Genomic DNA, 24,859 nt, shown 5'->3' on the forward strand with positions numbered 1-24,859 from the left:
TTCACTCGGAATGGTGCCATTCCGTCAGCCCTCTGTCTGTCTTGTCCAAAGTACGGCGAGAAGCGCGGGCTCGAAGCCCTGCCGTTCCTGGAGGTCGTGCCCAGCCGTTGGACAAAATGGTTCATTTTGTCTAATCACGCCGCGCCATGCCCCTAAACGACCTCTTTGCCGGCCCACTCATGACAGACAGCAGGCGGCCAAGAGCAGTCGATCGTCGTTACATTTCCTTTGCATGCGCTCGGCTACCGCCTATGCTGAATGTAGTTTGCAAGAAGAGTGCGGATTCGCTTTACAGCAGTTTGCCGTCCTTATGCCCCCCGTTGGATATTGCTGGTGGTGCTCTACGTGGAAACGACAATCTCGACGACGCTTTACGGCCTGTCCCTGATATTGAGCGTGGGGTTTTGTCATTCACGGAGTGCTCTTCTATCTTGCACGGGTGAAATTCGAATTAGCGTCATTTCTACGTGCAATCAGCCCACATGACAAAGGGAGATGCCCATGTCAGAGATGTCCTCGATGGCAGACGACGGCCTGGCTCTCCTCGCATGGGCAGTTAGACAAGGCAAGCAGGTGCCGCCGGAACTCTCGGGAGAACTGCTGGCCGCGCCCGACCAACTGGCCGACCTGGACGAAGGCCCGAAGAAGGAAGCGTTCTACAGTGCCATCCAGAGACTGACCGCCCTTTTGCAGACAAGTCCCGCTGAAATTTGGGCCGAAAAGCAACGCGAAGCGCGTCTGGCACAGCAGGTTGTCGACGCACAGCAGCTACTCTCTTATGCAGTTGCCAATGGGAAGGAGATCAATGCTGGTGTTCGTAAGGCCTTGGTCGAATCGGCGGATGCCCTCATGCGGGGAAGTTTGAGGGCAGAAGGTGAGGACCGCTTCCTGCAGGCTTATCAAGAACTGACTAAGACGCTCGCACCGGTGACTTCAGAGACGCTGGAGGCGTCTAGAACCCGCTTTCCAAAGCTTGCGTTGTTGCTTACCCATCCGACCGAGTTCGTTAGCGGACTCGCCGTCGCCACTGGTGGCCGATTCTTGCACTCCCTGTTCTTCGTCTGCGTGTTGGTCGTGACTGGATTTGTACTCGCCTATTTCGCAGTGGGATCCACCACGCTCGCACGATACGATGAAGTGATTCAAATCGCCCAGATGGCGAAAGATTCCGCACGAACGAAGCAACTCGCGGTGCTCGGTGCCACACGAGCGCTCGAAACTGCAAGGGCAGGCACAGAGGCCGAACTAGAGAAAGCGCAGGCCGAGTTGGATAGGACCAAGGATGAGTTGACGCAGAGCGAGGTCACGTTGAAGGAAACCGATGCCGAGATGATTGGATTGCGTAATCGGCTGACAACTTGGATCAAACCGATTTGCGGCATGGTGGGGATGGCCGGCGCGTGCGGTTCTGAAGATAGGCCCGCTAGCACGTTAGTTTTTGATGCGCAAGTCATCCGCGATCAACTCGCTCAGATAATGTTGCCGATGCTGCTCGGCTTTCTCGGTGCGCACACCTTCGTGCTGCGCAATATGAGCCTCGACATCAGCAAGCGATCGTTTGCACCTGGTTCCTCAATTCATCACATGATCCGCCTCTTCCTAGGAGCTATGGCTGGAATTGCTTCGGGATGGATGCTGAAGCCTGAAACAATCGGCTTGCTCAGCAGCGCCCCTGCCTGGACTCTCGCCTTTATCGCTGGATACAGCGTGGAACTCGTATTTTCGTTTATGGACAGGATCGTAAGTGCCTTCAGTAACAAACCCCTATGAATTGATGTGCAACGCGTATCCTTGATGAGGACCGAGACTATGGAAGCGCATCAGTCTGCCCGCCCCACAGACAAAAACAAGCATCGCCTTCTAGTGGTCGCATTGAGAGGCTGGACCAACGCGAATGATCTGCTGCCAAAACTAACGGGAGACCCTGGCGGCGAGTATCCGAAAGCGTTTCTCCAGTTTGTTGAGTCGACGCTCCAGGAAAAATATGAGGTGGATCTATGGGTACCCGAGTTGCCACTTGCAATGTTTTCCGTGGCAGATCCAGCGGAGATAGTCGCGCAGATTGTGGATGACCTGAGCAAGAAAACTGAGGCGAAGGACTATGATGAAATTCAACTACTTGGGTTCAGCACAGGCGCACTCTTGGCACGCGGGGTCTTCTGCGCGGGCCATGGTGCGAGCGACGCGGGAGAAGTATGTCCCGAACACCGAAAGAGATGGGCCTCCTTAATCACTCGGATCGTGTATATATCGGCGATAACGCGTGGTTGGGAGATATCATCCGCCACACCGATGCGCTTCCGCTTGGTAAGTCCTCTGCTGAATTTTTTTGCGCACGCTTGGGGAATCTGGCACAAGCTATCGCACATTCACTCCTTTTCGCTCCGCAACTTGTTCGAGCCAATGGTGCTGATACATAAAGTGAAAAGGGGCGCTCCGTTTGTCACGCTAACTCAGCTTCAGTTTCTCGCAGTCCATCGCTCATTGATCGATGCTGGGCGCCCGGAACCGACAATTGTGTACCTCCTCGGATCACAGGATGAGTTTGTATCTCCGGCCGACGCGATGGATTTCGGGCCACGGGCTTGCTCAAATTATTTAGAAGTCCCGAATAGCAGGCATTTCGACCTATTGCGCCTTGAGGGGGACGGTGATAGGCCAAATGCACGCGTGGCAGTCCTACGTGAGGCGCTTCTAGCCTCACAAGAGACCTTGGCTCAGAGTCGATACAAAGTAGATCAGGAAGACTTGGACAGCAATCTTGACATCCTCGACCGGCCGCGTCGAGACGGTCCGTCGGAGGAATTTCCAAATGTAAATGTAGCCGTCATAATTGTTCATGGCATTCGCGATCACGGCTTCTGGACGAAGCGAGTCGCGCGCTGGGTTAAGAAAGTAGGCGCCGAAAAGGGCTTGATCGTTCGCGCACCATCCCCTAGTTACGGCTATTTCTCTGCGTGGGATTTCATCCGCCCGAGCGGCCGATTGGATGCGACCTATTGGTTCATGGAGCGGTACGTCCAAGTCAAAGCGGTGTATCCAGAGGCCAAAATTTCGTTCATCGGACACAGTAACGGAACCTTCCTCGCAGCAAGAGCGATGGAACTCTGCAAGGCGATCAAGCTGGATAACGTCGTGTTTGCCGGCTCAGTCGTTCGCTCGACGTTCGAGTGGCCCGTCATTCTTTCCATCAGCGCAAAGAGAGTTTTTAATGTCACGGCATCCAAGGATTTCGTTGTTCGGATGCTTCCCGGCTTCGTCGAACGGCTGGGGCTTTCTTTCATGCAATGCGGAGGCGCTGGTTATTTCGGATTCCGCGATTCCGCCACAATCGCCGACAATCGAGTGAAACAACTCGGAGTCCATGGTAATCATAGCGCAGGCATATCGGAAAACCATTGGGAGCGTCTGGCCAGAGCGGCTGTTAATGGCACGGTGACCGAGTCTAGCGCGTCAGAGTTGCCGGCTGCGCTATCGCGATCCATGCACGGGACGTTGCTCGTCGACCTCGCACTGATTGCGATCGTCGGTGGGATACTGTCTCTGCTTGTCCGGTTACTTATCGTCGTCTTACCGAATTCAATCCCCATTGAGACCATGGTCGCCGTGGTTGGCAGCCTTATTATCTACCGAGCTGCCAAATTCCTTTGAGGAAATACCCCTCCGCCCTCATCATCACCTCAGCTTAAATATAGTTCAACTATTGATGGCGACGTGTCCTTGCGGTGATCGAGAGATCAAATGTGACAGAAGCGAAACGGTGAAAACTCCGTTCAGGAAGTAGGCATTGAGCAGGCGCGATGCCAAGTGATCGGAGCGGTTGAGCAGACCGATTACATTACCGGCCCAGGAAAGCAGGATTCAACGACGTGAAGGATCGAGACGGTTTCAGTCATGCAGCCGGCCTATTTTGCAGGTGTGTTTCCTGTTGACTATGATGACAATTGCCGCGACCTTTAGAGCCGACCAAGACAGCCCATCTTGGTATTCCCGTGGGCTCACAAGCGCTTGCGGCCGTCAGTTGCAGCTTCATGCTGGACGGCACCTTTCGTACAGCCCCTCCGTCCGCTTCGGGTCGGCCTGAGACGCTCGTGGGTGGCCTTCCGAGGTGCTGCGTGGGTTCGGGGCCCTGGGGCTCTCAGTCCGGCCAGGAGCTGCCGGTGAGCGTTGGCGCTCGTAAGCCAACATCCACAATCCGCATGCAGTATGCTTCTCGCGTTAGGCCTACCCCCGACGAGTACCTGAACCGGGATCTGAAAACTACGATACGCTCCGGTCCAATTGCCAGGACCGCAGCACCACTCCTTGAAACGGCGCACATGTGCATGCAGCGCATTGCTGCGATGCCGAAACAAGTGGGGTCGTATTTTAGCCATGAGTACGTTCGGTATGCCCAGTCAATTAACTATTTGCCTGCCTGGTTAATGTGACTGCACCTCTTGTTTGGACGATCTGCCTCTCGTGCGTCAATACACAGATCGAGGAAGGGGCGCTGTATCTTGGGCGTGTGCAATTTGCCTCAGAAGAAGAAGCCCTGGCGTGCCTTGAACAGATCGAACGTGACGAGAATTCAAGTTATATATGCCAGCTCAGATGCGACGGGTGGGCTGATGCAAGTACCGGCTTAAGTGGGATTGAACATCCTCCAATCCATGTATCTGAGAAGGCAATTGAGAGTCTTCTTGGCGAGCCCCTTTATCCAAAAATAATTCAATGGAAGAGAAAATATAAAGTTCAAAAATTTATTGAAAAAAATGGCCTGCCAATTATTTCAATACTAACCATCATTGGGTTAGCTGCCCTTGGTGCGTCGGAGAATGTCATAGATATATTTCTGAAGATCCTCGAGGTCATTTGGCATCCTTTGACGTCATGGAGATAGAAGTTCACGCGCTAACGATTCCGTCGAGAGGGACCGCCCACAAGCTGCACTTGTGGGCTTTGCGGCTACGGTGGCCCTTCACGGCAAACGTTGAACGTCGGCTTTCCATATCTTCGACTGTCGTCTTTGGGTCCAGGCTGTGTCAAAACCCTAGATATAATATGCACGAGCCGTACATGGATCGGGGACTGTCGTGAAGCGTTTCGTTGAAGGCCAAGACCGTGGTCAAGGCACCCTGCTTCCGGAGCATGTGGATGATTACGTCGCCGAGGACAATCCAGTCCGCGTCATCGACGCCTTTGTCGAGCATCTCGACCTACGCAAACTGGGTTTCGAGCGCGTCGATCGCAGCTTCAATGGACGCCCGGCTTATCATCCTGCCGTATTGCTGAAGATCTACATCTACGGCTACCTCAATCGGATCCAGTCGAGCCGGCGACTTGAGCGCGAGGCGGGACGCAATCTCGAATTGATCTGGCTCACCGGTCGGCTTTGCCCGGATTTCAAGACGATCGCGCGGTTCCGGCAGGACAATGGCCAAGCCATCCGTAACGTCTGCGCACAGTTCGTTGGCGTCTGTCGCAGGTTGAAACTGTTCTCAAACGCCCTCGTCGCGATCGACGGCAGCAAATTCAAGGCGGTCAACAACCGGGACCGCAACTTTACCGCCAACAAGATCGATCGCCGCCGCGAGCAGATCGAAGCGAGCATCGAGCGCTACCTCGCCGCAATCGAGACGGCGGACCGGCAGAACCCTGACATTGCTGAGGCCAAGACTACACGCCTGCGCGAGAAGATTGCTTGTCTGAAGGAGCAGATGACGCAGCTTGAGGAAATTGAAGCCCGTCTGCAGCAGACGCCCGACAAACAGATCTCGCTCACCGATCCCGATGCACGCTCGATGGCCACCAGTGGTCGTGGCACAGGCATGGTCGGCTACAACGTCCAGACGGCCGTCGATAGCAGGCATCACTTGGTGGTGGCCCACGAGGTAACCAATGTCGGCCATGATCGCACCCAGTTGGCCAAGATGGCGAAGCAGGCAAAGCGCGCGATGGGTGTGAAAGAGTTAAGCGTGGTTGCCGACCGGGGCTATTTCCGGAGTGAGGAATTTCTGGCCTGTGACAAGGCGGGGATTACGGCCTACGTGCCCAAGCCGTTGACATCGAATGCCAAAGCCGATGGGCGGTTCGGCAAGGATGACTTCCTCTACGATCCGGAAAGCGACGAATATCAATGTCCAGCCGGTGAGCGACTGATCTGGCGCTACCACACCGTCGAGAACGGCCAAACGTTGCACCGTTACTGGAGCTCGAACTGCAAGGCGTGCTCATTGAAGCCGAAATGCACCCCTGGCGACCAACGTCGGATCAGCAGGTGGCAGCACGAAGACTTGCTCGAACGCATGCAGCGCAGGCTCGATCGCTCACCAGATGCAATGGCGATCCGGCGCCAAACGGTAGAGCACCCATTTGGCACGTTGAAGGCCTGGATGGGGGCGACCCATTTCCTGACCAAAGGCCTTGAGCGTGTCAGCACGGAAATGAGCTTGCATGTTCTCGCTTACAACATGAAGCGAGTAATGAAAATTCTCGGAAATGCGGCGCTAATCAACGCAGTGAGGGCCTGAAGGAGGCCTTCGTTTCTCTCTCTTTTCGTAATTCAACAGACGGCGAAAGAAACTTGGGACTCGCGTTTCGGTGTTTCCCCTCGGCTGCTCATTCTCTCAACGACTTTTGACACAGCCTGGGTCGATACGAGACTGTCGCAGGCGGTTCGCTGAGCCGCTGAGCGGGTTAAGGGGAAACGCCCACGTCAGATACATGTACGGGTCAGTAACCCAACGGCGGCGCCGAATCGACGTTTGCTGTTTCTTGCTGCAGATCAGCCCTGCGGGACTTGATTGCGATGGATGGACGCTGTTGCCCTGTCGATCCACGCGATCCCTGGCCGCTCTCCCTCGACCCGCTGGCGGTACCGAGCCAATGTTCGAGTTTTTCCACTCGGGCTCACCGTCAGCCTTCGATCAGCGCCACCAGTTTCATGTCTGCCAGGCGGGCTTCGACCTTATTCCCGCCATCCTCGTAGGTTAGCCAGGCCCACCCCTCGGTCGATGGGCGCTTGCTGAGGATTAGCCGGGCCCGCCGCCCGCGGTGTTCGACCTGGATGATGGCCCGCTTGAGCATGTCAGGGCCGGCCTTGCTTCTGGCGCCCGTCCTGTCCGGGCGCGGAGTCTCCCCTTCGCCCTGCAAATGAGATCCGTCCCCGAGGAGGTCATCGATACCTGCGTCGTGCTCGTCATCATGATGGCGCTTTTCCGCCAGGAACTCGCGCAGCATCCTGACCGACCCGCGCGTGAGTTCCTGGGTCTCGTCGGAGAGCCAGGCGCCAACTTCCGCCGGATATCGTTTGAAGGCGGTGACCAGTTCGTTGACCACGGTCACATCGCTTGCCCGGCCGCTGCTGAACGCGCGTGCGATGGGATCGGGCAGATCGAGAAGCGTCACATGCTGGGTGACGAACGCCGGGGATTTCCCGATCTCGCGGGCGATGTCGCTCTTCTTCTTGCCGCTCGAGAGTTCGCGACCGATGAAATCGGCGATCTCACGCGCGGTGAGCTCGTTGCGCTGCAGGTTCTCGATCACCTGATCGGCGTGGCTGTAGTCGTTGTCGATGAAGGCGGGGATAGTTGTCTTCCCCGCCCAGATCGATGCACGGTATCGCCGCGCGCCGTGGTTGATGAGGTAGCGCCCCTCGCGCTCCGGATGCTCACGCACCGAAATCGGCGACTTCACGCCCCGGATCTGGATAGTCTGGCCGATCTCAGCAATGCTCTGCGCCGAAAAACCGGGGTTGTCGGCCGTGCGCGGCTGCTGCGGATCTTCGTCGATCAGCTCGAGCGGCAGCTCCAGCGGGCGCCCGATGCGCACGAAGGCTTCCGACGGGCCCGGTTGCCGTGAGGGCTTGTCGTTACCTGCGGTGTCCGATGCGGATGCCCGGGGCCTCTCATCGGCTTTCGTCCTGGCATTCTTCACGCGGCTCATGGTGTGCTCTCCCATTTTCTTGTTGTCCGCGCAGGGTCACGGGTTGAACGCGGTGCGCGAGCGCGCTTTGGCCTCCCCCCTCGCTTCCGCCTTCATGGCCCAGGGGGTGTGTTGCCCGCCTGTGGGTCTGGGGTCACGCCACGCGCGTTACCGCTTCGAATGGGACCCGTCGGCGCCAGCGCAAGCTCCTCAAGCCCGGCAGGCCGTGCCTCCGCAGGCGGCGAAGCGGTCGGCGGGAGTGACGCATTCCGCGTGTCCGATCGTCGGCGCGCAGGTAAAATCGCGGGTTGACGAGAACAGGTCATGCCATACGCATTGTTTGAGACCCTCGCCCGACGCCACGCTGTGTGTGCGCAGGGTGTGCGGCGAAAAAACAATGCGATTTTAGCGGCTAAAGCCGAACGCGTGCAGCCAGAAGGCCCGAGCCTTGTACAACTACATCTTCTTCACGAACGTGCTGCGCGTCCTCGATGAGCTGCAGATGACCAAGCACGACCTCGCCGAAAAGTCCGGCGTGTCCATCTCTTTTCTCTCCGACATCACCACCGGCAAGGGCAACCCGTCGCTCAAAGTGATGGAGGACATCGCCCGCGCGCTGCAGACGCCGCTGCCGCTGCTGCTCGAAGTCACCGATCTGGATCCGGCCTCGCTCGAGGCGCTCGCCGGTGGCAAGGTCCCCAGCAGCCTGCCGCCCGGCTACGAACGGGTGGCGGCCGTCCTGCCCGAGCACCAGGCCTTCATCGTCAGGAAGTGGGCCGAGGCGGCCCAGAAGAAACTCAGGAAGTCGTAACGCCAGGGGTAGGGCGACGCAGCGGCACGAACGGGCAGACGCCCGCGTTTTAGCGGCTAAAGCGTGCCACAGCGGCACAGTCGCCTCTGGATGCCGCGCGTCCACAGCCTTTTCTCGCCCACGCACTCGTGCCCCCGGACGGCCGGCGGCCACGGTCGTGCTGCGCGCCCGTCTATTCACGCAGGATAATCAGGCCGCAACATTTTCGTCAAAACATTTTTCTTGAACTGCAAAATAGTTCGGTATATCGTTTAACAAAGTTCGGTGCCAACACAATGGCATTGTAGCCGGGGGAGACGATGTCCGAACAGCCTGAAGCCATCAGCATCCGCGAGCGTGCCCGGCGCAAGCTCGAACGCGACATGGGGCCGGCGTTCCTGGCGGCGCTGCACGACCCGAAGACCGTCGAACTCATGCTCAACGCGGATGGCCGCCTGTGGCAGGAGCGGCTGGGCGAGCCGATGCGCTGCATCGGCACGATGCGGCTGGCCCAGGCACAGGCCATCATCGAGACGGTCGCCGGCTACCACGGCAAGGAAGTCACCCGCCAGAAGCCCATCCTCGAGGGCGAGCTGCCGCTCGACGGGTCACGCTTCGCCGGCCAGCTCCCACCGGTCGTCCCGGCGCCGACCTTCGCCATTCGCAAGCGCGCGCTGGCCATCTTCACGCTGGATGAGTACGTCGCAGCCGGCGTGATGAGTTCCCACCAGCGCGACGTGCTGGTCGAGGCGGTGCGTGCGCACCGCAACATCCTCGTCGTGGGCGGCACCGGCAGCGGCAAGACCACGCTGGTCAATGCCATCATCGATCAGATGGTGGCCCATGACCCGGGCGAGCGGGTGTTCATCATCGAGGACACCGGCGAGATCCAGTGCGCCGCACAGAACTATGTCCAGTATCACACCAGCCTCGATGTGAGCATGACCGCGCTGCTCAGGACGAGCCTGCGCATGCGCCCCGACCGCATCCTGGTCGGCGAGGTCCGCGGTCCGGAAGCGCTCGATCTGCTGATGGCCTGGAACACCGGTCACGAAGGCGGGGCGGCCACCTTGCACGCCAACAGCGCGCGTGCCGGTCTGGACCGTCTGGCGATGCTCATCAGCATGCATCCGGACGCCCCCCGACCCATCGAACCGCTCATTGGCGAGGCCGTGCAGCTCGTCGTGCATATCGCCCGCGTCGACGGGCAGCGCCGTGTGCAGGACATCCTCGCCGTGTCGGGGTTCGACGGCGGCCGCTACCTCACCCACACCCTCTGAAGGAGTCTTACCGATGCCGCTTGCCCTGTCCCCGTTCCGCCTCAAGCACCTCGGGCAGCCCGCCGTGCGTGCGCTCTGCCTGCTCGCACTGCTGGCGCTCGTCCTGCTGGCACCGCAACTGGCCCTCGCTTCGGAGGGCACCGGGGGTTCGTTGCCGTACGAGAGCTGGCTCACGAACCTGCGCAACTCGGTCACCGGACCGGTCGCCTTCACCCTGTCGCTGATCGGCATCGTCGTCGCCGGCGGCATGCTGATCTTCGGCGGTGAGCTCACCGCGTTTTTCCGCACGCTGATTTTCATCGTGCTGGTCATGGCGCTGCTGGTAGGTGCGCAAAACATGATGAGTTCCTTCTTCGGCCGGGGCGCGGAGATCGCCGCGGCAAGCGGGGGCGCGGCCGAAGCCGTGCGGGTGCCGGCCGTGCAGGCCGGTACGGCGATGTCGACGGCGCAGGCGGTGTGACATGGCGCTGCGCACGATCCCGCTTCGCCGCGCCGGCAACCGGCACAACCTCTTCATGGGCGGGGATCGCGAACTGGTGATGTTCGCGGGCCTGCTGGCCGGTGCGCTCATCTTCAGCGCGCAGGACCTGCGCGCCACCGTATTCGGGGTCATGCTGTGGGTGGTGGCGCTCTTCATGCTGCGGCTGATGGCCAAAGCCGATCCGAAGCTGCGCCACGTCTATCTGCGCCACCGCCGCTATAGGGGCTACTACCCGGCGCGTTCGACCCCTTTCCGTGACAACACGGCCGCCCAGGGGAAGCAGTACACATGATCGCGGCCATTGCCTTCGTCGTAGCGGGGCTGGGCGCCGCCTTGCTGCTGATCCTGGTGGCCCGCATCCGCGCGGTCGAGGCCCGGGTGCAGCTCCGGCGGCATCGGTCCCGGGACGCGGGCCTCGCCGATCTGCTCAACTACGCCGCGGTGGTCGATGACGGCGTGATCGTGGGCAAGAACGGTGCCTTCATGGCCGCGTGGTGCTATCGGGGCGAGGACAACGCCAGCCGCACCGATGAGGCGCGCGAGCAGGTGTCGGTTCGCCTCAACCAGGCGCTGGCGGGTCTGGGCAGCGGCTGGATGGTGCATGTCGATGCGGTGCGCCGGCCCGCACCGGGCTACCCCGAGCGCGGGCGTTCGCATTTCCCGGATGCGGTGTCGGCGGCGATCGACGAGGAACGGCGGCGCCTCTTCGAGCGTCTGGGCACGATGTACGAGGGCTATTTCGTGCTGACGCTCACCTGGTTCCCGCCGGTGCTGGCGCAACGCAAGTTCGTCGAGCTGATGTTCGACGACGACGCGATCGCGCCGGACCACACGGCGCGCACGATGAATCTCATCGCGCAGTTCAGGCGCGAGATCGCGGCCATCGAAAGCCGTCTGTCCGCGGCGGTGACGCTCACGCGGCTGCGGGGCGAGCCGAGGGTCGAGGAAGACGGATCGACCGTCACCCATGACGCCTTCCTTGGCTGGCTGCAGTGCTGTCTCACCGGCGCCCATCACCCGGTGCGGCTGCCGGCCAACCCGATGTATCTCGATGCGGTGATCGGTGGTCAGGAGCTGTGGGGCGGGGTGGTGCCACGTATTGGCCGCCAGTTCATTCAGGTGGTGGCGATCGAAGGTTTTCCGCTGGAATCCGCGCCGGGGCTGCTCACCGCCCTGGGCGAGCTGCCGTGCGCCTACCGTTGGTCGAGCCGCTTCATCTTCATGGATCCGCACGAGGCCGTGCGCCACCTCGAGCGCTACCGCAAGAAGTGGCGGCAGAAGGTGCGCGGCTTCTTCGATCAGGTCTTCAACACCCACCTCGGACCCATCGATCAGGATGCGCTGTCGATGGTCGCCGACGCTGAAGCGGCGATCGCCGAGGTCAATAGCGGCCTGGTGGCGCAGGGCTACTACACCAGCGTGGTGGTGCTGATGGACGAGGATCGGGATGCGCTCGAGGCCTCGGCCCGCCTGATCGAGAAGGCGATCAACCGGCTGGGCTTTGTGGCCCGCATCGAGACGATCAACACGCTCGATGCTTTTCTGGGGAGCCTGCCCGGTCACGGCGTCGAGAACGTGCGCCGGCCGCTCATCAACACGATGAACCTGGCCGATCTGCTGCCGACCTCCTCGATCTGGACCGGCAGCCCGGAGGCGCCTTGCCCGCTCTATCCGTCGGGCGCGCCTGCGCTGATGCACGGCGTGACGCAGGGGGCCACGCCGTTCCGGCTGAACCTGCACGTGCGCGATCTCGGCCATACCTTTATGTTCGGCCCGACCGGCGCGGGCAAATCCGCGCACCTGGCGCTGATCGCCGCGCAGTTGCGCCGCTATGCGGGCATGTCGATCTATGCGTTCGACAAGGGTCTGTCGCTCTACGCGCTCACCCGCGCGGTCGGCGGACAGCACTACGCGGTCGCCTCCGACGACGGGCGGCTCGCCTTCTGCCCGCTGCAGTTCCTCGAGTCCAGAGGGGATCGTGCCTGGGCCATGGAGTGGATCGAGACGGTTCTGGCGCTCAACGGCGTGGAGGCCACGCCGGCCCAGCGCAACGAGATCGGTCACGCCATCCTGAGCATGCAGCGCAGTGGCGCGCGCACGCTGTCCGAATTTTCGGTGACGATCCAGGACGAAGCGATCCGCCAGGCGATCCGGCAGTACACGGTCGATGGCGCGATGGGCCACCTGCTCGACGCCGAGGAAGACGGCCTGGCGCTGGCCGGTTTCACCACCTTCGAGCTTGAGGAGCTGCTCGCGCTCGGCGAGAAATATGCGCTGCCGGTACTGCTGTATCTGTTCCGTCGCATCGAGCGCAGCCTGAGCGGCCAGCCCGCGGCGATCCTGCTGGACGAAGCCTGGGTGATGCTGGGGCATCCGGTGTTTCGCGCCAAGATCCGCGAATGGCTCAAGGTGCTGCGTAAGGCCAACTGCCTCGTGCTGATGGCGACCCAGAGCCTGTCGGATGCGGCCAACAGCGGGCTGCTCGACGTGATCGTGGAATCCACCGCGACCAAGATCTTCCTGCCCAATGTTTTCGCACGCGATCCGGACACGGCGGCGCTCTACCGGCGCATGGGCCTGAACACGCGGCAGATCGAGATCCTGGCGAGCGCGGTGCCCAAGCGCCAGTACTACTACGTGTCCGAGTCCGGCCACCGGCTCTACGAGCTGGCGCTGGGCCCGATCGCACTCGCCTTTGTTGGGGCAACCGACAAGGCATCGGTGGCCGCCATCCAGCGCCTCGAGGCGCGCGTCGGCGAGCGCTGGGTGCACGAATGGCTGGCCGCCAGGGGCCTGACGATCAACGATCAACGCGACGACGGGGACCCCGTCGATGCAATCCGGGAGGCCGCATGAGTCTGGCTGATACCGTCAAGGGGTGGCGCTTCCGGCGGCCGTCCGCATCGGGGCGCGACGCGACCGCGCCGTCGCACGGCTCTGAGGCGCCCGCATCGGGCGATTCGCCCGGCGCGCGGCGCACTGGCGACACCGACAACCCGTATCTCGCGGCGCGGCGCACCTGGAACGAGCATGTCGGCTCGGTGATCGCTCAAACCCAGACTTGGCAGGTGATCGGCCTGCTGTCGCTGCTGATCGCGCTGGCGGCCGTCGGTGGGCTGATCCACATCGGCAGCCAGTCGAAGTTCATCCCCTACGTGGTGGAAGTCGACAAGCACGGCCAGACGGTGGCTGCCGGACCGCTGACCGCCGCCGCGAAGGCCGACCCGCGCGTGGTGCATGCCGCGGTGGCCGAGTTCATTGGGGACGCCCGCATCGTGACGCCCGATGTGGCCCTGCAGCGCAAGGCCGTGTTCCGCGTGTATGCCAAGCTCGCGCCCAACGATCCGGCCACCGCGAAGATGAACGAGTGGCTCAACGGCCACGCCGAGGCGACTCCGTTCAGGCGCGCGGAAAAGGAAATGGTCAGCGTCGAGATCCGGACCGTCCTGCCCCAATCGCCCGACACCTGGCAGGTCGATTGGGTGGAGACGCGCCGCGACCGGCAGGGCACGGTGATGGGAGAGCCCGCCACGATGCGCGCGCTGGTCACGGTGTACACGGCTGAAGTGTCCGGCCAGACGACTGACGAGCAGTTGCGCAACAACCCGATGAGCCTGTTCGTCCGCGACTTCGCCTGGTCGCGGATTCTGTGAAGTGAGGGGGCGACGATGCAAAAGCACCTGTGTGCGGTGATCCTCGGCGCGATGGTGGGTGCGCCCGTGGTGGCGGCGCCCGGCGACGAGCTGGCCGACAAGTACTTCTCCGGGAAGAGCCCGGAACTGACCGCGCCCGAGCGCGAGGCGTTGCGTATCGCCAAGCGGTGGGGCGGCAGTGCGGCGTCGGGCGTGAAGCCGGTGGCGGGTCCGGACGGAGCGGTGCGCTTTCTCTTTGGGGCGCAGCAGCCCAGCATCGTGTGTGCGGTGCTGCAGGTCTGCGATATCGCCCTGCAGGCGGGCGAGCAGGTCAATTCGATTCATCTGGGCGACACCGCGCGCTGGACCGTCGAGCCCGCGATCACCGGCAGTGGCGCGACCGAGACCCAGCACCTGATCGTGAAGCCGATGGATGTGGGCCTGATGACAAGCCTCGTCATCACCACCAACCGGCGCACCTATCACCTGAAGCTGCGCTCGCACCGCACCGAGTACATGCCGCAGGTCGCGTTCACCTACCCTGAGGAGGCGCACGCCAAATGGGAGGCGATCCGCAGCCGAGAGGCGCGCGAGCGTGACGCCCAGACGCTGCCGCACACCGGCGAATACCTCGGGAATCTGTCCTTCGACTACGAGGTGGCGGGCGCCGCGCGCTGGAAACCGGTGCGCGTCTATAACGACGGTCGCAAGACCATCATCGAGATGCCCGTTTCGATGGCTCACACCGAGGCGCCGACCCTGCTGGTCGTGCGCAAGGATGGCGGGCTCTTTACTGAGGATGAAACGGTGCTGGTGAACTATCGCGTCCAGGGCGGGCGTTACATCGTCGACACCGTCTTCGACAAGGCCATCCTGATCGCAGGGGTGGGCGGTGGCCAGGACCGGGTGACCCTCACCCGGACGGGGAAATGACCATGACACGACGTCTCCCCCTGACCGGCCTCGTGCTCGCGGTGTGGGTGCTGGGCGGTTGCGCCACGGGCAGGCCGTACGGCAACTTCGTCGCGACCTCGGCCGCACTCGATCAGCCCGCGCTCGCCGCGCAGGCGACTCGGCAACTGGCAGCGCTGTGGCCGCCGGCCCGGACCCGGTTCGCGCTGACGCAGCCCGCGGCGGACACGTTTGGCGCTGCGCTCGTCGGGCAGTTGCGGGCCGCGGGCTATGCCGTTCAGGAGGCCGTTCCGGCGGCCGCCGCGGGGAGCCCCGCGCTGGGCACGGCGCCGGTCGATCCGGCAGCCGGCTTGACGTCGGAAGCGCTGCCGCTGCATTACGTGCTGGATCACGACGCGGGCACGGACCTCTATCGGCTGACCCTCTCGGTAGGCGAGCAGTCAATCACGCGGGCCTACCTGGCGCAGGGCGGCACGGTGAGACCGGCTGGCGCCTGGGTACGCAGGGAGTGAATTCGATGCGCGACACCGATGATCCCATGGCCCCCGAAGCCTCGCCCGGGACGCTCACGACGCGCTCGGGCGTGCGCCGGGTCAACAATCTGCCGATGTATCTGATGGGGGGCGTCATGGTCGCCTTCCTGGTGATCATGATGATGGTGGCAGCCGATCGGGCGGCCCGGCAGCACACGCCCGCCAGCGAACCGGCCGGGAAAGCGGGCAGCACCGCGATGTTCGCCCGGGAGATCGCGGGCGAGCAGACTGGCGGGATCATTCCCCCCGCCCCCCGACTGATCCCGCCCGCGCTGGACACGGCGCCCGCCCGGGGCTCGGTCTCGGAGCCGATCCTGATCGCCCGCCCGGACGATCTGGACGCGCCGCCCCGGCCGCCCGATCGCAGCGGACCGGTGCAGCCCGCGCGCGATGAGGAAGCCGAGCGCATCCGTATGGCCAAGCTCCAGCGCCTCGAGGAAGCGGCCAGGGCCCGAACCGGTGTGCCCGTCGGCGCCCCGCGCAGTGCCGCTTCCGCGCCGACCGGTGTTGCCGGTTCGTCGTCTTCGCGCGAGGACGTACGGGCGCGGCTCGCGGCGCTGCGCCAACAGGCCGAGGGCGCCCGCGGCGACGATCCCACCGCAGCCTATCAGGCGCGCCTGGCGCAGATCCGCAGCCAGCTCAACACCGGCGCCGGCACCCCGGCCACCAGTGCGGGTGGCGCACCCTCCCTGCTTCAGGGGGCCGGTGGCGGACGTCACGCCCTGGCCTCGTTCGGCCAGGCAGGAGCGGGCGACCGCTGGGCGATGGACGCCCAGCCCGAGGCGCCGCGCACGCCGTTCGAACTGCGAGCCGGGTTCGTCGTGCCTGCGACGCTCATTTCGGGGATCAACTCCGATCTGCCGGGCCAGATCATGGCGCAGGTTGCGCAGCCCGTGTATGACACGCCGACCGGCCGGCATCTGCTGATCCCGCAAGGCGCGCGCCTCATCGGCGCCTACTCGAGCGAGGTTGCCTACGGGCAGGCGCGCGTGCTGGTGGCCTGGCAGCGCATCGTGTTTCCGGACGGCAAGGCGATGGACATCGGGGCGATGCCCGGCGCCGACAGCGCCGGGTACGCCGGCTTCAACGATCAGGTGAACAACCACTACGTGCGCACCTTCGCATCCGCCTTCCTGATGTCGGCGGTGACGGCCGGCATCGCCCTGAGCCAGGACCGGGGCGGGCGCACGGACCATCGCGACACACAGCGTGCCGGCGACGCCCTGAGCGAAGCGCTGGGTCAGCAGCTCGGCCAGGTCACCGCGCAGATGATCGCGAAGAACCTGAACATCTCACCGACGCTCGCGATCCGTCCCGGCTACCGCTTCAACGTGATCGTGACGAAGGACATGACGTTCTCGAAGCCGTACCAGTCATTCGATTACTGACCCGAAGGAGGAGCCCTCATGAAGATGCAATGCCGAGTCGCGCGCGCCGCTCTCGTCGTGGCGCTGGCTGCCGGCCCCGTCACGGCGCATGCCGGCGGGATCCCGGTCATCGACGGGGCGAACCTGTCGCAGACGGTCATGACCGCCATCGAGAGCGTGGCGCAGACGCTCAAGCAGATCGAGCAGTACCAGACCCAGCTCCAGCAGTACGAGAACCAGTTGCAGAACACGGTGGCGCCGGCGGCCTACATCTGGGACCGCGCGCAGGCGACCATCAACGGGCTGATGGACGCGGTCGACACGCTGAACTACTACAAGTCGCAGCTCGGCAGCGTCGATGCGTATCTCGGGAAATTCCAGGACGTCGCCTATTACCGCGGCTCGCCGTGCTTCTCGCCGGCCGGCTGCAGCGACGCCGAGCGGGCCGCCATGCAGGAAAACCGGCGCCTGGCGGCCGAGTCGCAGAAGAAGGCCAACGATGCGCTGTTCCGGGGACTGGACCGGCAGCAGGATGCGCTGAGGGCCGATGCCCGCACGCTGGAGCAGCTTCAGTCGGGCGCCCAGGGGGCGGGCGGTCAGATGCAGGCCCTGGGCTATGCGAATCAGCTTGCGAGCCAGCAGGCCAACCAGCTCCTGCAGATTCGTGCGCTGCTGATTGCCCAGCAGAATGCGGTGGCGGCTCGTATGCAGGCGGAGTCTGATCTTGAAGCCAGGCAACAGGCAGCGCACGTCACGTCGACGGAATCGCGCATCGAACGCACGGCCAGCCCGAAAAACTGGCTTGAACTGACTCGCTGACAGGGAGGTCCGGCGCCATGAACAAGACGATACTGCTTGCAGGCCTCGCAGTGGTGCTACTGGCTGGCTGTGACAGCCACCCAGTCCCTCCTGCCATGCCCGAAGTTAACGACACCAACTGTCAGATCGAGACGATCAAGAAGATCGAGGACAAGGCAACACGCGAAACCTTCGCTGGGTTGTGCTCTCGGCGGCCACCGGCCGGCGGTGGCATTGCGCCGACCGAGAAGCCGATGAACTGGCTGGAACTTGCCAACCCGAAAGACCAGAAGGGGCAGGGGGCGAAGCCATGAACGCCGGGCACAAAGCAGCCTTGAGCGGTGCGGTCCTCACTCTCTACTCGACCGCTGCGGTGGCGCAACTCACGAACCTGGGGATGCTGGACCAAGTGGTGATGGAGTTCGCCACGCGGGCCACGGCTTGGCAGACCGTGGTGATGAATGCCGCCATGTACTTGTTCTGGACGCTTGGAACCATCTCACTAGTCATCACGTTTGGCGTCATGGCGCTTCGAAGGGCCGACATTGGCGAATTCTTCGCCGAGTTCGTCAGATTCATCCTGTTCTTCGGTTTCTTCCTGTGGCTGCTGCGCAACGGCCCGAATTTCGCCAACTCGATCATCCAGTCGCTTTCTCGGATCGGCGAGCAGGCCTCCGGCCTGTCAACGATCACGCCGTCAGGGATCGTCGATGTGGGCTTCATGATTTGGAAGCAGGCGATATCCAGTTTGTCCGCGTGGAGTCCTATTGATAGCTTCGTTGGTGTGGCCTTGAGCGCCGGCATCCTGATTCTGCTGGCTGTCATCGCCGTGAATATTCTGCTGCTGCTCGTATCGGCGTGGCTGCTGGCCTACGCAGGCATCTTCTTCTTGGGGTTCGGCGGCTCGCGTTGGACGTCCGACATCGCGATCAACTACTACAAGACCGTGCTGGGCGTGGCCGTGCAGATCATGACAATGGTGCTGCTGGTCGGCATCGGAAACGACCTCCTTTCCACGTTCTACGCCAAGATGAATAAGGGCGTGCTGAACTTTGAAGAGTTGGGTGTGATGCTGGTTTTCTGTCTGGCGCTGATGCTGCTGGTCAACAAGCTCCCAAGTCTGGTCTCCGGAATCATCACCGGCGCCAGTATCAGCCACGCCGGTATCGGCAGTTTCGGCGCAGGCGCGGCGGTGGGGGCTGCCGGGATGGCGGCGGCTGCAGCGGCAACGGGCAGCGCGATGCTGGCTGCGAGTGCAGCGAATGCCGCTGGCGGGGCACAGGCGTTGATGACAGCGGTCGCGAAGGGCAACGAGAACGTGCAATCCGGCGCCGACGTGCTCACGAGCCTGTGGGGTGGTGGGTACGACGGGGGAGACACGGGCGAGCGAGCCAAGAATCACATGTCGTACGCCGAGGCCGCTGGCATTTCATATCCCAACAGCACCCCGATTGATTCGACAGGGCAGGGTGGGAACGTCAGAGGCAGACAGCAGGCGAGGAACGACCAGTCAGGCAAGACAAGCGCATCTCGGGACCGCGCCGGCTCGAGCAGCGCGCGGAATGTCGAGGATCGTCCGCAACCGGGCTCGAGCGGACTGATGGCCTCAGTCGGGAAAGCTGGATTGATTGCCGCGGACACCGCCGCGAACCTGGCCAAAGGCACCGCACAGGTCGCCAAAGACGCGCTGGCCGGAACCACAGAGGCTGCACTGGACCGCATCGCCGAAACACCAGGCGGCAGGATCGCGGCCGCCATTAAAGGTGCGGCTGCGCCCGAAGGCGCGCATGGCGCGGCGCCGACGTTCGAGGGCAACACCCTCGCGGGCGCAGACACCAGCGACATCGACGTGGAAGCGGAAGTCGCGGCGTTCGTCAATCGCGACACCCGATCCGCATGAGCAGGAACAGCGCGGACTCGTCACGGCAAGGCTGGCACGCCCGGTGAAGGGCAAGGCGGGCGACGCTCACGCTACTGGCAAGAAGCGCAAATCAGCGAGGAGAAACGCACCATGAAAAGGCACCTCTTGGGCATCGCCGTCGCGGCGATGGTCCTCGGCGTAGCGATCCACCCGGCCGGTGCCCAAGAGGCAGAGGAGCTCGCCGGAGACACCCGCCTGGCTTGCGAGGCGATCCTGTGCCTCTCAACAGGCCAACGGCCGAGCGAGTGCACGCCATCACTGAATCGCTACTTCGGCATCATCAAGCGGAAACTCTCCGACACGCTCGAGGCCCGGCAGAATTTCCTCGAGCAATGTCCGGTCGCCCATCAGACGCCGCAGATGTCGGCCCTGATTCGTGCCGTCTCGCGCGGTGCCGGTCGGTGTGATGCGGCCTCGCTCAATCGAACGCTGCAACGGTGGAGCGGTGACGACGGCGGAGAGATCTCGATCAGCGACAGACTCCCGGAGTACTGCGCGGCGTACACCGGGCACGCCTACACCGACTTCAGCCAGACGCGACCCCGGTACGTGGCGACGCCCGAGAGCGGGGGCTATTGGGTCGAAGCCCAAGACTACGAGCGAGCCCTTGCGGAGTACAACGCGCGCCGGGAAGCAGCGCGCCGTAGCGAGGGGTGGGGAGATCGCTAGACATGCTGTCCTTCGTTGCCGATATGCCGCCGCTGGAGCAGGAAAGGATCCTGTGTTCGATTTCTTCCGCGGTGAAGTACGCCGTGCCGGCCAACATCGTGCTGGCTGTTGCCGAGAAGGAGGGCGGCAAGCCGGGCCAGTGGGTCCGCAACACGAATGGCACCCATGATGTTGGTGCGATGCAGTTCAATACGGCGTACCTACGCGAGCTGGCGCGCTACGGCATCGCGGCGGACGACGTTGCGGCCGCAGGCTGCTACGCGTTCGAGCTGGCCGCCTGGCGGTTGCGAAAGCACCTTCGGAACGACCAGGGCGACCTCTGGACGCGCGCCGCGAACTACCACTCCCGTACACCTCGATTCAACGCCGTGTATCGCACTGACCTGATGAAGAAGGCGGCAAAGTGGGCCGATTGGCTGGAAGCCCGGTTTGTCACGGTAGACGTGACCCGGGCGGACGCGACGCCATCAATGCCGATGGCAAATGCGGCGAATGCGCCGGCGGCGCTGACTGCGCGGCGATAACCCTGTTTGCATTCATCCAGAGCCCCCGAGTTCGACCTGGACGACACGTTTCTGAGTGGAGCTGCCATTGGGGGAACGGCCACGAACTGCTGGTCGTCGGCCGGAGCTGCCGGTCGGCCCGCGCCGAATGAGCGGCGGCAATGCGCTGTACTGCTGTCGGGGGAAGCGGGGGCGGGGTAAGCGACCCGTCTTCGGCCCCACCAGTTCACGCTACCGTCCGCAGCCGGTCGAATCCTCAACGAGTCGACGTCGGCATTCTGCGGATCGTCAGCTGGCACGCAAGACTCCAGCGAGAATAATGGAACATCGAGGACCGGGAATCGACGTGACCGCGCATTCCTGTCATGGTCGGATGTTGGGGGGCGGGATCATGACTCTCGAGCTTCCGAGGCGTTCGATGGGCACTACAGAAGCCTATTAGAGCCGAGTCAAGCGTAGTACTTGAAATTGGGTTTCCACTTGTCAGAGGTGAGCCCAGGGTTGGCGAGCAAGATCTCGCCGACCCGGTCGGAATACTTCACGGTGATCGGTTGGCCCTCGCCCAACTGGCAAGCGTTGTAATTCAGCTTGGTGAGCCCAAGGATGTCGCGTGCCACCTGCAGAAGATCTGCGTCGCCGTGCTGGATGGCGATTGCCAACGGGACTGGGACCTCGAAGCCGTCGTATGTTCCGAGCCGTGGCTTGAAGCCGTTGGTGAACAGAAGACCGTAGCGCAGGCCGCGCTGCCAAAACACTCCGCGCTGGACAGGATGTTGACCGCGTTTGCCGACGTCAGGATGCTCATCGAACCGATAGAGACGCTGACCATTTCTGTCTTGCCTGACCCGGATAGCCACGAGGTTCACACCCTTCGGACAGGCACGCCGGAAGCCCTCGAACTCTTCCGCTTCGATGCCAGAACGAGCGTGTAGGAAGATTTCCTTCAGTGGCCGACCATCTTGCTGCTCGTAGGTATCAATAACCCCCCTGAGTAGCGCCTCAGCTTTGTCAGGTGGCAGATGGAATTCGCCTTTTTCCTTTGAATACCACGGGCCGAATTCGCCTACGAAGACCAGCCCGTCGCCACTATCAAGGAACATCTGAGCGGCGCAGCAGGCTTGTCGGCCGTCCTCCGTCAGTTTGTAGGCGATGCCAACGTAGCACACGCCTTCGCGCGCCCACGGGGTCTTCCATGGTTTGGCGCCGCTCTTGTAGTAGACTGCTGTACCGAAATTCCAGAGACGGTCCGAGAGCGGATTGGTGCCCTTTTCGCCATTGCGGACCTGAGGCGTAACCATCAGAGTCGATTCTTTGATGATTTGAACGGGCAGTTCGTGTGCCATCATCCGAGCCTTGAGCTGCCGACGAAAGTCTGGCGAGAGCTGTCGCGCGGCTTGGTACTCGTCGAGTCCTCCCATGTCTTCGTCGTCGAACATTCGGAGCTGTCCACTCGCACGGTCTTTCAAGACGGACTTGAACAACCCGATCTCCTCTTTGGACCGCCCCTCATCGCTTCGTTTGTCGGGTGTGACGAAAGACTTGGGACGGCAGTTTTCATAGACCTCGTCCGGAACAACGCACACAGCTAGCGATGGCCGTCCATCCAGCTTGGCAAGTCGCTCGAGTTGCGCCAAGTAGAGGTTGGCGACACCATAAGAGCGCTCATGTCCGTCTGTTTTTCTGGACGCCTCTGAGAGTTCCGCGTCGTCTATGGCGAATGAACGCAGAGGCTTTGGCCATGGTGCACCGAATGCCACTTCGTACCCCGGAAAGGGTGGCCACGCACGATGCTTCGCGGCATCAACACATGAGGCGGGCGCATTGAGGGCGAAGCACCACTTCGCCCAAAGCTCAATACCCCGGGGCGTACCGAACACGACGTAATCCGGCATCTGGGAGCGACGCTCGGCGGGTCCGAAAAGGGCAAGGCCGTCGTGTGGGTCTTCGGCCGTCTGCCCCTCCCCAAACTCCAACAAAGGTTCTCCGAGAAAGTGAAAAGTATCGCTCATGCTTCAGTTGCCCCTTCGGGGGAGGCAGTGGTCTCGTCGTCACTCTCGTCATCATCTCGGGTACGGTACTCAGCAAGCTCTTCGCCCATGTCGTACACGCCGCTGATCGCCGCCACATCAAGTCCGACAGGGCAATTCCAACTGAGCGGAGTGCTCTTCATGACAACAGCAGCGTTTCCTTCACCGAACTGAATGACACCTGGGGACGTTTCGATGCCTTGCACCAAGCCTAGCAGGCGTGGAAGCCACTTGTTGTTCCACCATTGCTTGCTGACGATCTTTCGGCGGCGCCCAATCTCCTTGCCTTCAAATAGCATGCCTTCAGCGGTAGTCACTCGGATGTAGGGCCTGACCAAGACAGTCCAATTGCCTTCCTCGTCGCACTGCGGTGAGAAGCGGGGTGCAAGTTGGTAGTAGAACAGAGACGCACGGTCGCCGAAGCCTTTAGTGCGCTCGCCCGTCAACTGGACCGTAGTGTTGCGACCATCTACATGACGAATAGGCTGAACCCATTCGCCGGCTTCCCGCTTGGGGTAATAGAACACTCTGCGGTCGGTGCAGAACTTGAGACCCTTCTGGATGCACACGACTTCCAGGCTTCGACGCGTGACTTCCTTTGCGATGTCACGGGTCCGGCGGCCGTTACGTTCCGACATCTCCCTCCAAAGGAACTGACCTCGATTCGCTACCTTGACACTTGCCGGCGGCTCGTAGAACGACGCAAATGCGCTCTCGCCAATTCGCGCACACGGCCAGGTCTGGCGCCACGCCTCAATTTCTTCCTCCTTCGGCGTGTGCCGAAGGTCAAACGTTTTCATGAGGTCCGGTAATTGCAGCGAGAAGACGTTCGAATACACGGGCTCTGGTTTCGCCACCGTCATTCGGGTCGGAAGATAGTCACCAAGCGCGATGCTGCGCCCGCGTGCTGCATCGAGCTTCGGGGCTAGTCCGAGCGCTCTCAATCGGCCGAAGATGCTCTCCAGGCCTTTCATCCACGATGCGCCGAATTCGGCAGAGGTCAAGGATCTGAGCTTGGATGGCAACCGTGAGCCAAGCGGCAACCCAACGGTGCAAGGAAGCACAAGGTCGTTCTTGGCGCCGGCGATGACGCACCGCTCCAAGAAAATGCTGTCTGCTAGGCTGGCATTCGAGAGAACTGGCAGATACTGCGCTGCCCGAGAGTCGAGCAGTATCCGGATGGTCTGGTCCGTGTTTTCACCGGCGAGCGGCGCCGTCCCGCGGCACCATGTAGAGTAACCCGCGAGTGCAAGCCTCCTCGCAAGCCAAGTGCTCAGTGCGTGGTCGGCATCGACATGGTCGAGTACCAAGAGGTCTGGAGACTCAACGACTGACTGGCCGCCTCGTTGAGGAAAGAACGGCGGCGTGAAAACGCTCGGATGCTCGGCCAAGAGGTGCCGTTGCGGCCCCGCGAGTTGCACACGCAAACGCTCCAAGTCAAAGAGGTCAAGCTTCCAGCCGTACTTCTCCGCGACCAGCGCATGAGCCCAATCCTTCTCGGAAGCCGACAGAGCCTCGGTGCATACGAAGACAAGAGCGTCGAGCTTGTACTTCTTCTCCGTCAACCGGTCGCAATCGCCTTTGAACTTGACTCGCCAGTCCTCCCGGACGGTGTACGCAAACCCAATCGTCCGATTTGATGCGTCGCTCCGCACTATCGCATCTCGACCTCCGTCACCTGTTCCTCCCAACGGATCGATGCCCGGATACCCTGCACCGGCAAGCAGGGCGGAGGAAAGCCGTTCGAAGTCTCGGTAGTCCGACAGGCGTTCGAGACAGTAGATGATGCGGTCAGCAGACATAGCTCGAGGATACCTTACTGCGGTGTAGAAACATGCCGGACAAAGCCGAAATGGTGAAAGCAAGCCATCACTGCCTACTGAGCATCCCAACCCCCGAAAGCGGCGGAAGGCGTTCGCAAAGAAAACAACTGGTTGCAGAACGTTTTCTTGAGAGATGCGACAACACAGTTCAGCTGCAAACCGACTACTCGGTCGGCCATGCTTCGTCGTCTCACCAGCCGCTCCGGCCGAGATACTTT

21 protein-coding genes are annotated in these 24,859 nt (G+C 62.1%); 18 read left to right on the forward strand and 3 right to left on the reverse strand.

Annotated elements, in window-relative coordinates:
* Positions 1-501: 501 nt before the first annotated feature.
* The 4 genes from GH664_RS22965 to GH664_RS22980 all read left to right on the forward strand — a co-directional run bounded on the left by GH664_RS22965 (position 502) and on the right by GH664_RS22980 (position 6,512).
* Positions 502-1,770 (forward strand): hypothetical protein, encoded by a 1,269-nt coding sequence (locus tag GH664_RS22965; RefSeq protein WP_153167850.1) that lies wholly within the window; start codon positions 502-504, stop codon positions 1,768-1,770.
* Positions 1,771-1,809: 39 nt separating this feature from the next.
* Positions 1,810-3,651, forward strand: a complete 1,842-nt coding sequence (locus tag GH664_RS22970; protein ID WP_194270367.1) for an alpha/beta hydrolase — start codon at positions 1,810-1,812, stop codon at positions 3,649-3,651.
* 775 nt (positions 3,652-4,426) lie between these two features.
* A complete protein-coding gene (locus tag GH664_RS22975) occupies positions 4,427-4,882 on the forward strand; it encodes a hypothetical protein (RefSeq protein WP_153167852.1) in 456 nt (151 codons plus the stop codon).
* A 193-nt stretch (positions 4,883-5,075) separates the two neighbouring features.
* Positions 5,076-6,512, forward strand: a complete 1,437-nt coding sequence (locus GH664_RS22980) for an IS1182 family transposase (RefSeq protein ID WP_153167853.1) — start codon at positions 5,076-5,078, stop codon at positions 6,510-6,512.
* A 385-nt stretch (positions 6,513-6,897) separates the two neighbouring features.
* Here the strand turns inward: GH664_RS22980 and GH664_RS22985 are convergent, their stop codons facing one another.
* Positions 6,898-7,926 carry a ParB/RepB/Spo0J family partition protein gene (locus GH664_RS22985; protein WP_096453152.1) on the reverse strand — a complete coding sequence of 343 codons (1,029 nt, stop codon included), beginning with the start codon at positions 7,924-7,926 and terminating at the stop codon, positions 6,898-6,900.
* Positions 7,927-8,353: 427 nt separating this feature from the next.
* Between GH664_RS22985 and GH664_RS22990 the strand changes: the two genes are divergently transcribed.
* From GH664_RS22990 to GH664_RS23055, 14 genes are all read left to right on the forward strand, one after another.
* The gene (locus GH664_RS22990; protein WP_096453077.1) at positions 8,354-8,716 is read left to right on the forward strand and encodes a transcriptional regulator; all 363 of its coding nucleotides are present in this window, start codon (positions 8,354-8,356) and stop codon (positions 8,714-8,716) included.
* Between the two features lie 299 nt (positions 8,717-9,015).
* On the forward strand, positions 9,016-9,975 hold the full coding sequence (gene trbB / locus GH664_RS22995) for a P-type conjugative transfer ATPase TrbB (protein WP_096453079.1): 960 nt from the start codon (positions 9,016-9,018) through the stop codon (positions 9,973-9,975).
* Positions 9,976-9,988: 13 nt separating this feature from the next.
* A complete protein-coding gene (gene trbC, locus GH664_RS23000) occupies positions 9,989-10,435 on the forward strand; it encodes a conjugal transfer system pilin TrbC (RefSeq protein ID WP_096453081.1) in 447 nt (148 codons plus the stop codon).
* A 1-nt stretch (position 10,436) separates the two neighbouring features.
* Positions 10,437-10,748 carry a conjugal transfer protein TrbD gene (locus GH664_RS23005; RefSeq protein WP_096453083.1) on the forward strand — a complete coding sequence of 104 codons (312 nt, stop codon included), beginning with the start codon at positions 10,437-10,439 and terminating at the stop codon, positions 10,746-10,748.
* Positions 10,745-13,312 (forward strand): VirB4 family type IV secretion/conjugal transfer ATPase, encoded by a 2,568-nt coding sequence (locus tag GH664_RS23010; protein ID WP_096453085.1) that lies wholly within the window; start codon positions 10,745-10,747, stop codon positions 13,310-13,312. Before GH664_RS23005 ends, GH664_RS23010 begins: the two co-directional genes overlap by 4 nt.
* Positions 13,309-14,109 (forward strand): conjugal transfer protein TrbF, encoded by an 801-nt coding sequence (locus tag GH664_RS23015; protein ID WP_096453087.1) that lies wholly within the window; start codon positions 13,309-13,311, stop codon positions 14,107-14,109. Before GH664_RS23010 ends, GH664_RS23015 begins: the two co-directional genes overlap by 4 nt.
* A gap of 15 nt (positions 14,110-14,124) precedes the next feature.
* Positions 14,125-15,021, forward strand: a complete 897-nt coding sequence (trbG, locus tag GH664_RS23020) for a P-type conjugative transfer protein TrbG (protein ID WP_153167854.1) — start codon at positions 14,125-14,127, stop codon at positions 15,019-15,021.
* A gap of 2 nt (positions 15,022-15,023) precedes the next feature.
* Positions 15,024-15,512 (forward strand): conjugal transfer protein TrbH, encoded by a 489-nt coding sequence (locus GH664_RS23025; RefSeq protein WP_153167855.1) that lies wholly within the window; start codon positions 15,024-15,026, stop codon positions 15,510-15,512.
* A 5-nt stretch (positions 15,513-15,517) separates the two neighbouring features.
* Entirely contained in the window at positions 15,518-16,921 is a 1,404-nt protein-coding gene (locus GH664_RS23030; protein ID WP_153167856.1) for a TrbI/VirB10 family protein, read from the forward strand.
* 18 nt (positions 16,922-16,939) lie between these two features.
* Positions 16,940-17,719, forward strand: coding sequence for a P-type conjugative transfer protein TrbJ (trbJ, locus tag GH664_RS23035; RefSeq protein WP_153167857.1), 780 nt, complete (start codon positions 16,940-16,942; stop codon positions 17,717-17,719).
* Positions 17,720-17,736: 17 nt separating this feature from the next.
* Positions 17,737-18,012, forward strand: coding sequence for an entry exclusion lipoprotein TrbK (gene trbK, locus GH664_RS23040; RefSeq protein WP_153167858.1), 276 nt, complete (start codon positions 17,737-17,739; stop codon positions 18,010-18,012).
* Positions 18,009-19,598: a P-type conjugative transfer protein TrbL gene (gene trbL / locus GH664_RS23045; protein ID WP_153167859.1), complete on the forward strand. Its 1,590-nt coding sequence runs from the start codon at positions 18,009-18,011 to the stop codon at positions 19,596-19,598. Before trbK ends, trbL begins: the two co-directional genes overlap by 4 nt.
* A 111-nt stretch (positions 19,599-19,709) precedes the next feature.
* The gene (locus GH664_RS23050; RefSeq protein ID WP_153167860.1) at positions 19,710-20,288 is read left to right on the forward strand and encodes a TrbM/KikA/MpfK family conjugal transfer protein; all 579 of its coding nucleotides are present in this window, start codon (positions 19,710-19,712) and stop codon (positions 20,286-20,288) included.
* Between the two features lie 2 nt (positions 20,289-20,290).
* Positions 20,291-20,812, forward strand: coding sequence for a transglycosylase SLT domain-containing protein (locus GH664_RS23055; protein WP_194270368.1), 522 nt, complete (start codon positions 20,291-20,293; stop codon positions 20,810-20,812).
* Between the two features lie 428 nt (positions 20,813-21,240).
* Here the strand turns inward: GH664_RS23055 and GH664_RS23060 are convergent, their stop codons facing one another.
* Both GH664_RS23060 and GH664_RS23065 read right to left on the reverse strand, forming a co-directional pair.
* Positions 21,241-22,800 carry a hypothetical protein gene (locus GH664_RS23060; protein ID WP_153167861.1) on the reverse strand — a complete coding sequence of 520 codons (1,560 nt, stop codon included), beginning with the start codon at positions 22,798-22,800 and terminating at the stop codon, positions 21,241-21,243.
* Positions 22,797-24,620 (reverse strand): hypothetical protein, encoded by a 1,824-nt coding sequence (locus tag GH664_RS23065; RefSeq protein ID WP_153167862.1) that lies wholly within the window; start codon positions 24,618-24,620, stop codon positions 22,797-22,799. The genes GH664_RS23060 and GH664_RS23065 overlap by 4 nt, the downstream gene beginning before the upstream one ends.
* Positions 24,621-24,859 lie beyond the last annotated feature (239 nt).

Origin of the sequence: Thauera sp. 2A1 (assembly GCF_009469595.2) — a bacterium.
Taxonomy (GTDB): domain Bacteria; phylum Pseudomonadota; class Gammaproteobacteria; order Burkholderiales; family Rhodocyclaceae; genus Thauera.